The 14,954-nt window shown below is 62.6% G+C and carries 12 protein-coding genes; 2 read left to right on the forward strand and 10 right to left on the reverse strand.

The window, feature by feature from the left end:
• Positions 1 to 88 precede the first annotated feature (88 nt).
• Positions 89 to 484 carry a tautomerase family protein gene (locus tag BMZ70_RS17385; protein ID WP_092276980.1) on the forward strand — a complete coding sequence of 132 codons (396 nt, stop codon included), beginning with the start codon at positions 89 to 91 and terminating at the stop codon, positions 482 to 484.
• A gap of 5 nt (positions 485 to 489) precedes the next feature.
• The gene (locus BMZ70_RS17390) at positions 490 to 1,029 is read left to right on the forward strand and encodes a DUF4865 family protein (protein WP_229205439.1); all 540 of its coding nucleotides are present in this window, start codon (positions 490 to 492) and stop codon (positions 1,027 to 1,029) included.
• A 90-nt stretch (positions 1,030 to 1,119) separates the two neighbouring features.
• Here BMZ70_RS17390 and BMZ70_RS29225 read toward each other — a convergent pair whose 3' ends face one another.
• The 10 genes from BMZ70_RS29225 to lptE all read right to left on the reverse strand — a co-directional run bounded on the left by BMZ70_RS29225 (position 1,120) and on the right by lptE (position 14,948).
• Complete coding sequence (locus BMZ70_RS29225; protein ID WP_092276986.1) at positions 1,120 to 2,577, reverse strand: flagellin N-terminal helical domain-containing protein; 1,458 nt, start codon at positions 2,575 to 2,577, stop codon at positions 1,120 to 1,122.
• 72 nt (positions 2,578 to 2,649) lie between these two features.
• Positions 2,650 to 4,245: an SEL1-like repeat protein gene (locus BMZ70_RS17400; RefSeq protein WP_092276989.1), complete on the reverse strand. Its 1,596-nt coding sequence runs from the start codon at positions 4,243 to 4,245 to the stop codon at positions 2,650 to 2,652.
• A 9-nt stretch (positions 4,246 to 4,254) separates the two neighbouring features.
• A complete protein-coding gene (locus BMZ70_RS17405) occupies positions 4,255 to 6,522 on the reverse strand; it encodes an EAL domain-containing protein (protein WP_229205489.1) in 2,268 nt (755 codons plus the stop codon).
• Positions 6,523 to 6,529: 7 nt separating this feature from the next.
• Positions 6,530 to 8,620: an HDOD domain-containing protein gene (locus BMZ70_RS17410; protein ID WP_092277948.1), complete on the reverse strand. Its 2,091-nt coding sequence runs from the start codon at positions 8,618 to 8,620 to the stop codon at positions 6,530 to 6,532.
• Positions 8,621 to 8,887: 267 nt separating this feature from the next.
• Positions 8,888 to 10,171, reverse strand: a complete 1,284-nt coding sequence (locus tag BMZ70_RS17415; protein ID WP_092276995.1) for a multidrug effflux MFS transporter — start codon at positions 10,169 to 10,171, stop codon at positions 8,888 to 8,890.
• Positions 10,172 to 10,287: 116 nt separating this feature from the next.
• Positions 10,288 to 11,487, reverse strand: coding sequence for a THUMP domain-containing class I SAM-dependent RNA methyltransferase (locus tag BMZ70_RS17420; RefSeq protein WP_373922505.1), 1,200 nt, complete (start codon positions 11,485 to 11,487; stop codon positions 10,288 to 10,290).
• A 42-nt stretch (positions 11,488 to 11,529) separates the two neighbouring features.
• Positions 11,530 to 11,946, reverse strand: coding sequence for a CopD family protein (locus tag BMZ70_RS17425; protein WP_092277001.1), 417 nt, complete (start codon positions 11,944 to 11,946; stop codon positions 11,530 to 11,532).
• Between the two features lie 8 nt (positions 11,947 to 11,954).
• On the reverse strand, positions 11,955 to 13,226 hold the full coding sequence (locus BMZ70_RS17430; protein ID WP_092277004.1) for a glutamate-5-semialdehyde dehydrogenase: 1,272 nt from the start codon (positions 13,224 to 13,226) through the stop codon (positions 11,955 to 11,957).
• 93 nt (positions 13,227 to 13,319) lie between these two features.
• Positions 13,320 to 14,336, reverse strand: a complete 1,017-nt coding sequence (gene holA, locus BMZ70_RS17435; protein WP_092277007.1) for a DNA polymerase III subunit delta — start codon at positions 14,334 to 14,336, stop codon at positions 13,320 to 13,322.
• Positions 14,337 to 14,345: 9 nt separating this feature from the next.
• Positions 14,346 to 14,948 carry an LPS-assembly lipoprotein LptE gene (gene lptE / locus BMZ70_RS17440; protein ID WP_092277010.1) on the reverse strand — a complete coding sequence of 201 codons (603 nt, stop codon included), beginning with the start codon at positions 14,946 to 14,948 and terminating at the stop codon, positions 14,346 to 14,348.
• Positions 14,949 to 14,954: the final 6 nt, after the last annotated feature.

The following is a 14,954-nucleotide window of genomic DNA, read 5'->3' on the forward strand; positions in this document are numbered from 1 at the left end:
TATCGAACTGTTTATCAAAATATTCCTGATTTTCAGGATCAATTTAGGCGGGTATCGTGTGACTGTCAAATCAAAAAAGGAGGTCATCATGCCGATGAGCCGTATTTCGCTGTTGAAGGGGAAGTCGCCCGAATACATCCGCGCACTGGGCGATAGTTTGCAGCGGGCGATGGAGGAGTCGTTCAATGTGCCGAAGAACGACCGCTTCCAGCTGGTGCACCAGCACGAGCCGTACGAGATGATGTTCGATCGTTTTTACGAAGGCGAGCGGTCAGATGATTTTGTACTGATCGCGATCACCATCGGCAAGCCGCGCAACACCGAGATGAAGCAGGCGTTTTACCGGCGGCTGGTGGCGCTGCTGGTGGAGTCGCCTGGCTTGCGGCCGGAGGAGGTGATGGTGGTGGTGTCGTCGTCGCAGGGGGATGACTGGTCGTTTGGCGGCGGCCGTCCTGCGGCTTCCCTGCTGGGAGTGCGCTCATGATCGCGATGCAGTACAGCTTTGTGCTGCCGGCGGATTACGACATGGGCGTGGTCCGCGAGCGCATTGCGGTGAAGGGGCCGTTGCTCGATGATTTGCCGGGATTGGTCTTCAAGGCGTATCTGCATGCAGAGGCGCCGGAGCAAACCTATGCGCCGTTTTATCTGTGGCGCGATGAGGAGGCGATGCATGGCTTTCTGAACGGGCCGGCGTTTGCCGGTGTGGCGCGGGCATTTGGATGGCCGTCGGTGAAGACGTGGACGCCGTGGCATGCGACCATCCGCGCGGACGTGCGACAGGCGCGGTTTGCGACGCGCGGTGGCATGGTGATCGCGCCGTATAGCGCGCTTGGTGAACTGCGTCTTCAGGAAGAAGCTTATGCGCAGCAGGCGCTGGCGCAGGGCGCGCTGGCCGTGGTGATCGGCTTCGAACCAGTGGCGTGGACCATCACGCGGCTATGCCTGTGGCGCGATGAGCCCGCGACGACAGCGGGCGAACGGCGCTACGACGTCGGCCACGTATCCGCGCCGGGTGTCACCGCGACGTAACGCGGTGGCGGTGGCGCGTGATGGCGGGCGGCAGCGGTGGGCGGTGACGATGGGCGATGGGCGATGGGCGATGGGAGATGGGCGATGGGGTTAGCGTAGCAGCAGCAAGGCTTGCTGCGGCAGGACGTTGGCTTGGGCGACCATTGAGGCGCCGGCTTCGCGCAGGATGCGGGTGCGGGTCAGCTGCGCTGTTTCGTCGGCATAATCCGCGTCGAGAATGCGCGAGCGTGCCGAGGACAGGTTGTCGGCAGCATTGCCGGCGTTGCTGGCAGCAGCCGTCAGCCGGTTGCTGGTCGCGCCCAGCTGGCCGCGAATCTCGCTCACCTGATTGATCTTCCCATCGAGGTAATCCAGCGCATCATTGGCGCCGCTGTAGGTCGATAAATCCATCGGCGGTTCACCCGGCGTATAAATCTCGCGCGACTGATAGTCTGGTGCGCCGATACTCACCGAGGCCAGCTTTCCGGCACTCAACCCCGCCTGCGCCGGATTATTCCCGCTGATCTTCATGGTATGCGCGCCAGGGCGCGGCGCTTCATTCACCGTCACCGTGCCCTTGTGCGACCCGCCGCTCAAGCCGACGGAACCCAGTGCCCCGGCCACCGCTTCCGACAACACGATATCGCGCCCATCGACCGCCGTCAGCGTCAGCGTGCTGCCGCTGGCGCTGGCCGTAACGCCGCTGGCGCCGGCAGTGGCACTGATCGCCCCCGCCGCATTGGCCGCGCGCACCGCCGCCGTACCGCCGCCTATCGCGCCCACATCCACACCATTGATCGAAAACGCCGCCCCTGCCAGCACACCGCCGATGCTCACTGCGCCATCGATGGTATTGTTCGCCGTGGCCGAAATATTGTGGATGCCGGCCGCATTGATCGCCGCCGCCACCGCATACGCACTCCCGGCAGCCTGCCCTACCTGCGCACCGGCCACCGATGCGCCTACCGCCGCGTTATTGATTACCAGATCGCCACGGCCGATAGCGCCCAGCACCGCGCCGCCGACCGCCGTCGACTGCTGTGGCGCCACGTCCACCATGCCAGTCGAATAGCCGGCTGTGATCACCGCGCGCGGTATCGCCAGTTGCATGGTCTGCCCGGACGCCGCCCCCACCTGTAGCTGCTGCGTGAACGAACCATCGAGCAAACGCTCATTGTTAAAGCGCGCAGCGTCGACAATATCGGCATTCGCCAACACCAACGCATTCACCTCGTTCTGGATCGCCGTTCGATCAAGCTTGCTGTTCGTATCATTCGCCGCCTGCACCGCCAGCTCGCGCATGCGCTGATAGTTATCGTTCAGCTGCCCGGCCGCGCCATCGGCCACCTGCAGTAACGAAATGCCATCATTGATATTTTGATTCGCCCGCCGTAAGCCGTTGATCTGCGCCGTCATGCGCGAACTGACCGATGTCCCGGCCGCGTCGTCGCGCGCGGAGTTGATGCGCTGCCCGCTCGACATGCGCTGCAAATGCACGGCCATATCCTCGCCCGCGCGCGTCAAACTGCGCTGGGCGTTCAAGGATGTGATGTTCGTGTTGATCTGCATGGGCGGCTATCATCCCGGGCGCGGAATTGCGCCCGACGTCTAAATAACGGCCATGCCAAGGGGAACTTGAACTTAACCCGGTAACAATTCCATGCGCTCGCGCGCCTGCGCCAGCTGCAGCGGATCCATGCGGCTGGCGGCATTCGGCAGATAGCGCGCGGCGGCGTTGTAGCCCGAGCGCTCCGCCATCGTCAGCCACATCCAGGCCTGCGCGGCGTCCGAACGCACGCCCTGCCCGGCCAGGAACATCAGGCCCAGATTGAACTGTGCCCGCGTGTGGCCCTGCGACGCCGCCTGCAGATACCAGTGATGCGCCTGCGCGTAATCCTGCGCTACGCCGAGGCCATTGTCGTAGCGCAGGCCGAGCGCGAACTGCGCCTGCGTGTGGCCCTGCTCTGCCGCCTTTTGATACCAGTGGTGCGCCTGCCTGCAATCGGGCTGCGGGCCTTCGTCGTTGTCGTACAAGAGGCCAAGGCTGTACTGGGCCGCCACATAATCCTGCTCGGCGGCGCGGCGATACCAGCCCATCGCCTTGCGATAATCCTGCGGCACGCCGCGTCCCGTTTCATAGCGCAGGCCGAGATCGAACTGCGCGCGCAGGTGGCCCTGGTCGGCCGCCTTGCGATACCAGAAAATCGCTTCCTGATGATCGACCACCACGCCGTGGCCGGCGTCGTACAGCAAGCCAAGGTGATACTGCGCGCCGGGGAAGCCCTGCTCCGCCGCCTTGCGATACCAGAAATGCGCCTGCTCGTAATCCTGCTCTACGCCCTGTCCGTGGTCATAGCGCAGGCCGAGGTTATTCTGTGCCGCCGCGTGGCCCTGCTCGGCCGCCTTGCGATACCAGTCCAGCGCCTTCTGCTCATCGCGCGGCACGCCCTGGCCGTTATCGTAGATCAGGCCCAGATTGAACTGCGAGCTGGCGTGATCCTGCTCCGCCGCGCGGCGATACCAGAGGATGGCCTTCTGCGAATCCTGCGCGATGCCGTCGCCTTTATCGAAGCGCAGCGCCAGATTAAACTGCGCCGGCGCATAGCCCTGGTCGGCCGCCTTGCGATACCACGACATGGCCTGGCCCACATCCTGCGGCACGCCCTGCCCATTGTCATAGCGCAGGCCGAGGTTGAACTGCGCGCGCGCGTAGCCCTGCTCCGCCGCCTTGCGATACCAGAAAATGGCCTGCTTGAAGTCCTGCGGCACGCCCTTGCCGGTGTCGTACATCATGCCGAGATTATTTTGCGCGCCGGCGTCGCCCTGTTCGGCGGCCTTGCTGAACCAGTGCATGGCCTGCTGGGTGTCGTTCGGCACGCCCTGACCCTTGGCATACAGCCAGCCAAGGTTGTACTGCGCGGCCGCGTAGCCCTGCTCCGCCGCCAGCCGATACCACGCCGCCGCCTCTTCGAAATTCTGTTCGACGCCCTGGCCCTTCTGGTACATCACGCCGAGGTTGTACTGCGCGTGTTCGAGGCCGGCCTGCGCGGCCTGGCGATACCAGACCACCGCCAGCTCGAAGCTCTGCGCCACGCCCTGCCCGTTGAAGTACATGAAGCCCAGGCTATGCTGGGCGTTGGCGACGCCGCGTTCCGCCAGTCCCTTGACGCGCAGGAATTCAGCTGTGTAGGTGCTGCCGTTGTTCGCGTCGGCTTCGTTGGGACTGTATTTCGTCATGCTGTCTTATCAGGCTTGAATCGCAATCATCGCCGGTTGTTGTTCTTCGACGGTGGCGGGCACCGCGTGCAGCACAGCGACCGATGGCGACGACCGGCGGTTCTGCTCTTGCAATACATCGATAAAGCTCGCCAGCGAAATCGGGCGATGGTACAGATAGCCCTGCATGGTGGTGCAGCCGTTGGCTTCCAGGTAGCGTGCCTGCACCTCGGTCTCCACGCCTTCCGCCACCAGGTGCAGACCCAGGCCGCGCGCGATGGAGATGATCGCCAAAATCACCGGATAGTGGCCGTTCTCGTCGTGGATCTCTTTCACGAACGACTGGTCGATCTTGATGGTGTGGATCGGGAAGCGGTGCAGGTAAGCCAGCGACGAATAGCCGGTGCCGAAATCGTCAATCGCCACCGATACGCCCAGCTGGCACAATTTGTTCAGCTGCTCAATCGCATACTGCGGATTGCGGATGCAGATGTTCTCGGTGATCTCGACCTCGATCTGCGCCGGCGAAATGCCGTAGCGCGTCAGCGCGCCGCGCATCTTCTCGAAGAAGTCACCACGGTCCAGATATTGCGGCGACAGGTTGAGCGACAGGCGCAGCGCCTCGCCGCCGTGCGCATTCCACTGCAGCAGGTCGCGGCACAGCGCGCCCAGCATCCAGTCGGAGATCGGCAGCATCAGGCCATTCTCTTCGGCGAACGGCAGGAACTCGCCGGCCGACAGCAGGCCGCGCTGCGGATGGTTCCAGCGCATCAGGCCTTCGGCGCCGATGATGCGGCCGGTGGCCACGTCGACTTGCGGCTGGTAGTACATTTCCAGCTCGTTGAACTCCAGCGCCTTGCGCAGCGCCTGCTCCAGTGCGATCTTCTGGTGCGACACGTCCAGCATCGAGTTGTGATAGAAGCTGTGGCCATTCTTGCCCAGCGCCTTGACCTGATACATGGCGATGTCCGCATGGCGCAGCAGTTCGTCGATGGTCTCGCCGTCGCCCGGATAGATAGCGATACCAATCGACGCGGAGATGTGCACCTGATGGCCATCCAGGTCGAACGGGCGTTGCAGGCTTTCGAGGAACTTGTCGGCGATGGCCTTGGCGTCCGCGCGGTCGCGCAGTTCCGGCAACACGATGGTGAATTCATCGCCGCCCTGGCGCGCCAGCGTGTCGCCGCGACGCAGGCAATCCTTCAGGCGTTGCGCCGCTTGCTGCAGCAGTTCGTCGCCTTTCACATGGCCCAGCGTATCGTTGACCAGCTTGAAGCGATCGAGGTCGACGAACATCACCGCCAACTCGGTCAGCTTGCGCTTGGCCTGGATCACGGCGAGGCCAAGGCGGTCCTTGAACAGCATGCGGTTAGGCAGGTCGGTCAGGATATCGTGGTAAGCCTGGTAGGAGATGACTTCCTCGGCGCGCTTGCGGTCCGTGATATCGCGCGCCACACCGTAGGTGCCGAAGAACTCGCGCGTCTTCACTTCGTGGTCCGGGATATGCATGCCGATCGCGTTCAGCGAAATCGTCATCAGCGTGTTGTTGAAGGTGCGCTCGATGCCGCCGCCGGCGCCGGTGCCGGGATTGCACTTCAGCCGCAGCTCGACGTTGCGCGAGGCGCGTTCATCGACGCGGCGCTCATTGAACGCATAGCGTGCGCGCTCCTGGTCTTCATCGTGCACCAGCACCGAGTAGTGCTTGCCGATCAGTTCTTCGCGGCTGAAACCCAGCAGCTGCGTCACGCGGTCGTTCACGAAAGTGAACTTGCCTTCGTGGTTCAGGGTGTAGATGATATCCGGCGACGAGTCGACCAGATAGCGGTACATCTTCTCCGAGTTTTCCAGCTTGGAGGCGATGCGCTCGTTGTCGATGGCGAGGCGGCGTTTTTGCAGCGCGTTCTCCACCGTCTTGAGCAGCTCTTCGCGGCTGTAAGGCTTGCGCAGGTAATCGTAGGCGCCGCGTTTCAGCGCGCCGATGGCCGCCTCGATGCCGACGTCGCCACTCATCACGATCACGTCGCCGTCGATCTCGCGCGCGTTGATGTAGTCCATGATCTCATGGCCGCTCATGTCGGGCAGGCGCAGATCGAGCAGGATCAGATCGAATTTCAGTTTGGTCAGCTGGGCCAGCGCTTCGCTGCCGCAGGTGGCGGTCACCAGATGGTAGTCGCGGTCGCGCAGCAGTTCGTAGAGCGACGAGAGCAACCTCGGTTCGTCATCTACCAGCAGCAGGCGTGGGCGGTTATCGTTGGACAAAGATTCGACGGGGGCGAGGTCGACAGGGTTCAGGTTCATCATGGCCTTAAACGGAATCCATCACCCGCGTGCTCACGCTGGCGACTTGGCTGGTACTGCCCTTGGCGGGCAGCAGGATTTCAAAGGTAGTACCCGTTTTGCCGGAGCGGCAGGTAATCAGGCCTTGCATTTTCTTGACCAGGCTATGGACGATCGACAGTCCCAGCCCGTGGTTGGCCCCCTCCTTGCTGCTGCGTACAGGCGAGAACAGGTTGGCCAGCACGTCGGCCGACAGACCCGGACCGGTGTCGCTGACCACCAGTTCCAGATACAGCTTGCGTTCACGGTTCACGTGGCCGCGATTCGAAATCTCGATCTTGCCGCCGTCGCCCAGGGCTTCGACCGCGTTCTTGATCAGGTTCACCAGGATTTGCTTGAGCAGGTCGGCGTCGCCGTCGATTTCGGCCGGCTCCTCCTGCATGCGCACCACGATCTGCACCGAAGCCGGCACGAAGTCGGTGGCGCGGAACAGGCGCAGCACATCGTCCACCACCTTGCCCACATCGGTGGTGCGCGAGGTTTCGGTCGGCTGCAGATCGGCCAGGCCGTTAATCAGCTGGCCGACGCGGTCGATCTCCTCGTTCAGGATCGACATCTCGCCGACCACCGGCTCGCGCTTGGCCAGCTTGCCGTCGAGGACAGACAGGTAGTTCTTGATGATCGACAGCGGGTTGTTCACCTCATGCACCACGCGGCGCGAGGCTTCGCGGTACTCTTCCGCCACATGCGCGATCTGGCGCTTGGCGTGACCGCGCTCGCTGATCGCGGTTTCCAGCGAGGCCGCCGCCTGCGTGCCGAACGACTGCAGGAAGCGCTCGCGCTTTTGCACATGCGGCATCTGCCAGGTCGGCAAGCCGCCGATCAGCACACCGAGGCAGCGCTGGTTGGCCACCAGCGGCAAGCACACCATGCTCTCGCTGCCGAGAATGCGGAACAGCTGTTCTTCCGACACGTTGAGCATCTGGCCTTCACGATTCACGTAAGCCAGCTTGCGCTCCAGCGCCGACTGCGCCACCGCGCCGCCCTTGTTCAACGGGATGACGAATTCCGCCAGACGTTGCTGGCCTTCGCCGGTCGCCATGCCGTGCAGCGCGTGGCCGGTTGGATTCTCCAGCAGCAGGACAGCGTTTTCAAAATCAAACAGGATGCGCGCCGACCGCGTGATGGCTTCCAGCAGACCCGCTTCGCCATGCTGGCGCGCGAAGGTCTGGCCCATCTCGGACACCAGCATGATGTTGCGCACCTCTTCCGACAGGCGTTGCTGCACCGGGTCGACCAGCGGCGGCGCGTAGGCGGTGGGCGCCACGATATCGTCGGCGCCGGCCAAATCGATGCCGAGGTAGTCGGCCGATTTCGCCACCTGGCGCGCGGCGTTCTTGATGATCAGCTCCAGCTGCGCGGCATCGAGGTTGCACAGGCGCGCCGATTCGGCGATGGCCTGTTCCTGATCGTCGTGGCAGCACAACAGGTGCGCGAGGCGCACCATGCGGATCAGCGGATGCGCTGCTTCCAGGCGCGTGATCGGTTCGTGGTGATACAGCACGCTGTCGGCCAGGAAGGAATCGAGATTCCAGCGCTCGATCAGCCATGCGCCGGCTTCCGAGTGGGTGATTTGCAGCGTGCGTTGTTCGACCGCGCACAAGTCTTCGTCGTCGCGCGCGGTGAAGTTGAAGGCGTATTCTTTCGGCGCAGTGGCCAGCAGCGCAAGACGGCCGACGTTGTGCAGCAGGCCGGCGAGGTAGGCTTCCTCGACGTGCGGGTATTCCATCTGCTTGGCGATATCGCGTGCGATAACGGCGGTGGTGAGCGAGCCTTTCCAGAAGCCGCGCAAGTCGGTACTGCCCGAGTGCGGGAAGCTGTTAAAGGTCTGGAATACCGATTCGCTGATCACCAGCGTCTTGATCATGTCGGTGCCGAGCGACACCAGCGATTGTTCGAGGCCCACGGTGCGCTGGTTGCGGTGGTAGGCCGAGCTATTGGCGACGGTCAGGATTTTGCTGGTCATCGCCGCGTCTTTGGCGATGAGGGCGGCGAGTTCCGGCATGCCGGCATCGTCGGCCTGCAAGTGCTCAATCAACTTGATGAGTATCTGCGGCATGGCCGGCAGACGGGCAATCAACAGTCGATTGCGAATATCATGGTCAGATTGTTGATGCATCGTATCAAGCATTGCCGCCAGTAGACATCGTTCAGGGGGCGGAACTCAACGGCCAAATTCCGCAAACGTTAGGCTTTATGCGCTTCTCCGGCGTTTTTTGGGTCGGGAAACATTGCCTTAAAAAATTATATTATCACAAAGACTGATAATAACTTAACAGCAAGTAAAATTTCTTTCTAAACTAAGCCACTTTCCTGCCGTTAATAATTATCGGTCTTGATAGCGCGATAATATGCTCCGGTAATAGCGCGACGTCAACCACAAAGCGAGAGCAGAGGCACTAAAGGCCGTCTGTCCTGCGGCTAACCACAGCGCGGAGTGTGATAGGACCGGTGCGATCACCCCCGCCACGATGGCGCCCAGCAGCGTCACCGCGAACGACTGGCACGAGGCCACCGTGCCCCGAATGTGCGGAAAGAGATCCAGCGCCAGCAAGGTCGCCCCCGGCGCCACCACCGACATGCCGAAGGTATAAAACAGCATCGGCAGCACCGTCCACGGCAGCGCCGGCGGCAGGAACAGGTGATAAATCAGGTTCAGGAAAGAGGCCGACAGCAGGAAGCAGAAGCCGATGCCGATCTGTCGCGAAAATGTCATTTTCCCGGCCATGCGATTGGCCGCCAGCGCGCCGAGGAACACCCCGCCCACCGATGGAATGAACAGCCAGCCGAATTGCGAGGCGCCGAGATGCAGCTGTTCGGGCAGGAACACCGGCGCGGCGGAGATGTAGATAAACAGGCCGGCGAAGTTGAGCGCCACCACCCCGGTCTTGAAGTGGAACAGCGGCGAGCGCAGGATTTCGCCGTAGTTCCGCGCCAGGAAGCGCGGGTTGAATGGATGGCGTTTTTCCGGCGGCAGCGTCTCCGGCAGGCGGCGGTAGCAGAAGATGAACAGCAATATGCTGTAGCCCAGCAGCGACAGGAAGATGGAGCGCCAGTCGAACAGCGTGACGATCCAGCCGCCGAGGATGGGCGCGATGGCCGGCGCGATCGAGAAGATCATGGTCACCAGCGACAGCAGGCGCGCGGCTTCGGCGTCGTGGTACAAGTCGCGGATGATGGCGCGGCCGACCACCACCCCGGCCCCGGCCGACACGCCCTGCATGATGCGGAATACCCACAGGTAGTGCACCGTGTGGGCGGAAGCGCAGCCCAGCGTGCCGATGGCGAACATGGCCAGCGAAACTAATATGACGCTGCGGCGGCCGAAGGCATCGGACAGGGCACCGTGCCAGAGCACCATGCCGGCGAAGGCCAGCATGTAGAAGGTCAGACTTTGCTGGACTTCCAGCGGCGTGGCGTGCAGCGTGGCCTGGATGTTGGGGAAAGCGGGGAGATAAGCGTCGATCGAGAACGGGCCGATCATCGACAGGCCGGCCAGCATGACAGCGAGAGCGGCGGCGGTGAGCGGCTTGCGGTGCGGAGGTTCGGGCGGCGGGAAGTCCTCGATGGTGTCCTGATCGGGCAGGTCGGCGGGAGGTGTGGGCAGCATAAATCGTTTTCCTTACGAATGGCCCTCACCCGTCATTCCGGCGCAGGCCGGAATCCAATACGCAGCGGGCCGGCACGCTCAGCATAGGTTCCGGCCTGCGCCGGAACGACGTCGGCTTACTCTTTCGGCTTGGCGGCTTCACGGCGGTTGAAGCCCGCCACCATATCAAAGCGGAACAGGCGGCATTCCAGCGCGCCGTTGAAGAACGGCGTCTTGCGCGCTTCCTTCAACCGCAGCAGCTTGGGCACGCCCAGATCCGCCGTGAACAGGAACACCGTCCAACCAGCAAAGCGCTGCTTCAAGGTGCTGCTGAAATCCGCATAGAAGCTGTTGGCCAGATCATCCTGCGCCAGCGAGCTGTCACCACGCACGCCAATCCGCTCGCCATACGGAGGATTGGTCAGCAGGATGCCCGGCTGCGCGGTCGGCGCCTGCACTTGCTGCGCCTCGATCTGCTTCAGCGGCACATCAAACAAAATCCCCGCGCTGCGCAGGTTGTGACGCGCCATCGCCACCATATCGCCCGAAATATCGGAACCGAAAATGGTCGGCTCGGCCGGCAGCGGATTCGGCTTGATTGCCGTCTTCATATCCATCCACGGCTGCGGATCGAAATCATGGAACTTCTCGAACGCGAAACTGCGACGCGCGCCCGGCGGCACGCCCTGCACCATCTGCGCCGCTTCGCACAGGATGGTTCCGGAGCCGCACATCGGGTCGAACAGCGGCATACCCGGCTTCCAGCCCGCTACGCGCAGCAGGCCGGCAGCCAGGTTCTCACGCAGCGGCGCATCACCGGTTTCAGTACGCCAGCCGCGCTTGAACAGCGCCTCGCCCGAGGTATCCAGATACACGATGAACTGGTGCGCGTCGACAAAGCCGAAGATGCGCATATCCGGTTCCTTGGTATCAACCGAAGGACGTTTCTTATACAGATCGAGGAAGCGGTCGCAGATCGCATCCTTGATTTTCAGCGTGGTGAATTCCAGGCTTTTCAGCGGCGACTTCACCGCCGTCAGGTCAACGCGGATGGTGTGGTCGTAGCCGAACCACTCTTCCCACGGCTGCGCCAGGGTCAGGTCGTAGATATCGTTCTCGTTCTTGTAGCCGCCGGCGGCCATGCGCATCAACACGCGCGAGGCAATGCGCGAGTGCAGGTTGATGCGGTACGAATCCGTGAGATCGCCGGAAGCGTGCACGCCGCCCGGGACTTCGTTGTGCACCTTCATGGTGGTGCTTTGTTGCGCGATCTCGCGCAGTTCTTCGGCTAACGCCGCTTCCATGCCGCGCGGGCATGGGCAAAAGAAGGATGCCATAGGTGTACCTTTTGTCCGTTAAAAAAAACCGCCGTTTTACGATTAAAACGGCTTCACTACTACCAAAATCACGATCGCCAGCATCACAAACACTGGCAACTCGTTAAATACGCGGAACCACTTGTGGCTACGCTTGTTTTCACCGCGCTCGAAGCGCTTGAGGATACCGCCGCACATGTGGTGATAGCCGATCACCAACACCACCAGCGTCAGCTTGGCGTGCAGCCAGCCCGGCATGTGCGCGCCGTACTGCATGTACACCAGGATCGCCCCGAAGATCACTGCAAACACCGACAGCCACATCGAGAACCGGTACAGCTTGCGCGCCATCAGCAGCAGGCGCGCGGTGGTGTTCTTGTCGGTCTCCATTGCCAGGTTGACGAAGATGCGCGGCAGGTAGAACACGCCGGCCATCCATGCGATGACGAAGAAGATGTGCAGTGCTTTAATCCAGAGCATGGGCTTCCTTAGTTACGTACTTCACCGTGGCCGAACACCACGTATTTCAGCGAGGTCAAACCTTCCAGTCCGACCGGGCCGCGCGCGTGCAGCTTGTCGTTCGAGATGCCGATTTCCGCGCCGAGGCCATATTCAAAGCCGTCCGCAAAGCGCGTCGATGCGTTCACCATCACCGAGGCCGAATCCACTTCGCGCAGGAAGCGCATCGCCGCCGAATGGTCTTCGGTGATGATGGACTCCGTGTGCTTGGACGAGTAGTGGTTGATGTGATCCATCGCCTCGTCCATGTCGGCCACGATCTTGACCGACAAAATCGCGGCCAGGTATTCGGTCGACCAGTCTTCTTCCGCCGCATCGGCCAGGTGCGGGTAGCCGGCGGCGGCGAGGATGGCTTTCGCCTCGGCGTCCGCGCGCAGTTCGACTTCCTTGGTCGCATACAGCTTGGCCAGTTCCGGCAGCACCGCCGGCGCGATCGAACGCGCCACCAGCAGCGTCTCCATCGTGTTGCAGGTACCGTAGCGGTGGCACTTGGCGTTGAAGCCGATGTCCACCGCCTTCTTCATGTCGGCCTTGCTGTCGATGTAGACGTGGCAGATACCATCCAGGTGCTTAATCATCGGCACCGTGGCTTCTTTCATCAATCGCGCGATCAGGCCCTTGCCGCCGCGCGGCACGATCACGTCCACGTACTGCGGCATGGTGATCAGGGCGCCAACGGCAGCGCGGTCGGTGGTCTCCACCACTTGCACGCCATCGGCAGGGAGGCCTGCGCCTTCCAGACCTTCCTTCACCAGCTTGGCCAACGCGCGGTTGCAGTGGATCGCTTCCGAACCGCCGCGCAGGATGGTGGCGTTGCCGCTCTTGATGCACAGGCCCGCCGCATCCACCGTCACGTTCGGGCGCGATTCGTAGATGATGCCGATGACGCCCAGCGGCACGCGCATCTGGCCGACCTGGATGCCGGTCGGGCGGAATTTCAGGCCGGAGATCTCGCCGATCGGATCCGGCAGCGCGACGATCTGGCGCAGGCCTTCCACCATCGTGGCGATGGCCTTGTCCGACAATGCCAGGCGGTCCAGCATGGCTGGTTCCAGGCCGTTGGCGGCGGCGGCGTCCATGTCCAGCTTATTGGCGGCGCGCAGCGCGTCGGCGTCGCGTTCGATTGCATCGGCGATCAGCGTCAGCGCGCGGTTGCGCTGCGCCGTATCGGCGCGGGCCATCGCGCGCGCAGCCTTGCGCGCCTGCTGGCCCAGTTGTTCCATGTAGTGCTTGATATCCATCGTTGTCCTCTGCTCCGTCATCCCGGCGGAGGCCGGAATCCAAGCTGAGCTAGCGTTCCTTGGATTCCGGCCTGCGCCGGAATGACGGCGTTGTTAGCCGCGTGCGACTTTCAAGGCCAATTGCAGCATCGCGTCCCACGCGTCGCCCGCATACGCTTTCGCACGCAAGCCTTTGATCATCTTGTCCACTTGCGCGGCGTCCTTCATTGCCGCTTCCAGCGTCTGCAGCGAAACACGGCGCAGCGCCGGATCCATCAAACGTTCCTTCGGTCCCCAGATGCGATGCTCTTTCAGCAGCGCGCCCAAAGGCCTGCCTTGCGCCATGCCCGCCTTCAGCTTGAGCAGCGTGCGGATCTCGTCCGACACCGCCCACAGCACCAGCGGCAAAGCCTCGCCCTCGCCTTTCAGGCCATCGAGCATGCGGATCAACCGCGCCGGATCGCCTGCCAGCATCGCTTCACTGAGCTTGAACACATCATAGCGCGCCACATTCAGCACCGCCTCGTGTACCTGCTCGTAGGTCAGCTTGCCCGGCTCGTGCAGCAAAGCCAGTTTCTGAATCTCCTGATGGGCCGCAAGCAGATTGCCTTCCACGCGGTCCGCGATGAAATCAATGCTCTGCCGGTCCGCGCTCTGCCCTTGTTGGGCGAGGCGCTGGCCTATCCAATTGGGCAAATGCGCCCGTTCCACCTGCGGGATGTCGATATACACCGCCGCTTGCTGCAGCGCGGTCACCCACGCCGCCTTCTGCGTCTGCCAGTCCAGCTTCGGCAGCGTGATCAGAGTCAGGTTGTCCGGACTCAGATCCTTCACATAATTCTGCAGCGCCGCGCCGCCATCCTTGCCCGGCTTGCCGGTAGGGATGCGCAGCTCGATCAGCTTCTTGTCACCGAACAGCGACAGCGCCTGATTGGCCGCCAGCAGTTCGCCCCACTTGAAGCTGCGCTCCACGGTCAGCACGTCGCGCTCGGAATAGCCCTGCGCGCGCGCCGCCTTGCGGATTTTGTCCGCAGCTTCCAGCGCCAGCAAATGTTCGTCGCTGGTGATCACGTACAGCTGCGACAGCGATTTGCTCAAGTGGCCGTCGAGCGCCTCCAACCGTAATTGCATGCGGCGCCTTTACTGAATCGGCACGGCCGGCGGGATGGTCGACGGCTGGCCGGAAGGCTGTTTATCGGCGGCTGGCGGCGGCAGCGACACGCCCGGCGTTTTCACGGCGGCGATGCGGCGCATCATCTGCTGCACCAGATCGGTCTGCATGTCCTTGTACAGCAGCGCTTCTTCCTGCTCCTTGGCCAGCAGCTGCGTCTCGTTAAAGTCGATCGGGCGCGTCAGCGTGATCGTGGTCGGCCCCAGCAGCTCGTTGCCTTGCTTGTCCAGCACGCGGAACACGATGTTGTAGGTCAGCAGATACTGACGCACGCGGCCATTGCTGTTCAGCGACAGAATGGTCTTGGTCTTGGTCTTCTCGGGATTGGTCAGCACCTCGATCACGCCGTCGGCATCCTTGGCGGCGTTGACCACCGTGGTGCCGCCGTTGGCGCGGATGTTGCGCTTCAAATCGATCGCCAATGGCGACGACTCCGGCAGCCCCACGTACAGCGTCGGGAACGGCAGCGTGTAATGGCCGCTGTCGCCGCGCAGGTGGAAGCCGCAGCCGGTCAGCGCCAGCGAGGCCGCCAGCACTGCCGCACTCAAAAACTTCGAAGTAGTCGTCGCCATAATCCC

Origin of the sequence: Duganella sp. CF402 (genome assembly GCF_900109645.1) — a bacterium.
Taxonomy (GTDB): domain Bacteria; phylum Pseudomonadota; class Gammaproteobacteria; order Burkholderiales; family Burkholderiaceae_D; genus Rugamonas.

What these genes read in the sequence shown, in the direction of transcription:
- BMZ70_RS17385 (WP_092276980.1), top strand. Translation starts at nt 89, where the DNA reads ATGCCGATGAGCCGTATTTCGCTGTTGAAGGGGAAGTCGCCCGAATAC.
- BMZ70_RS17390 (WP_229205439.1), top strand. Translation starts at nt 490, where the DNA reads ATGCAGTACAGCTTTGTGCTGCCGGCGGATTACGACATGGGCGTGGTC.
- BMZ70_RS29225 (WP_092276986.1), bottom strand. Translation starts at nt 2,577, where the DNA reads ATGCAGATCAACACGAACATCACATCCTTGAACGCCCAGCGCAGTTTG.
- BMZ70_RS17400 (WP_092276989.1), bottom strand. Translation starts at nt 4,245, where the DNA reads ATGACGAAATACAGTCCCAACGAAGCCGACGCGAACAACGGCAGCACC.
- BMZ70_RS17405 (WP_229205489.1), bottom strand. Translation starts at nt 6,522, where the DNA reads ATGAACCTGAACCCTGTCGACCTCGCCCCCGTCGAATCTTTGTCCAAC.
- BMZ70_RS17410 (WP_092277948.1), bottom strand. Translation starts at nt 8,620, where the DNA reads ATGCCGCAGATACTCATCAAGTTGATTGAGCACTTGCAGGCCGACGAT.
- BMZ70_RS17415 (WP_092276995.1), bottom strand. Translation starts at nt 10,171, where the DNA reads ATGCTGCCCACACCTCCCGCCGACCTGCCCGATCAGGACACCATCGAG.
- BMZ70_RS17420 (WP_373922505.1), bottom strand. Translation starts at nt 11,487, where the DNA reads ATGGCATCCTTCTTTTGCCCATGCCCGCGCGGCATGGAAGCGGCGTTA.
- BMZ70_RS17425 (WP_092277001.1), bottom strand. Translation starts at nt 11,946, where the DNA reads ATGCTCTGGATTAAAGCACTGCACATCTTCTTCGTCATCGCATGGATG.
- BMZ70_RS17430 (WP_092277004.1), bottom strand. Translation starts at nt 13,226, where the DNA reads ATGGATATCAAGCACTACATGGAACAACTGGGCCAGCAGGCGCGCAAG.
- holA (WP_092277007.1), bottom strand. Translation starts at nt 14,336, where the DNA reads ATGCAATTACGGTTGGAGGCGCTCGACGGCCACTTGAGCAAATCGCTG.
- lptE (WP_092277010.1), bottom strand. Translation starts at nt 14,948, where the DNA reads ATGGCGACGACTACTTCGAAGTTTTTGAGTGCGGCAGTGCTGGCGGCC.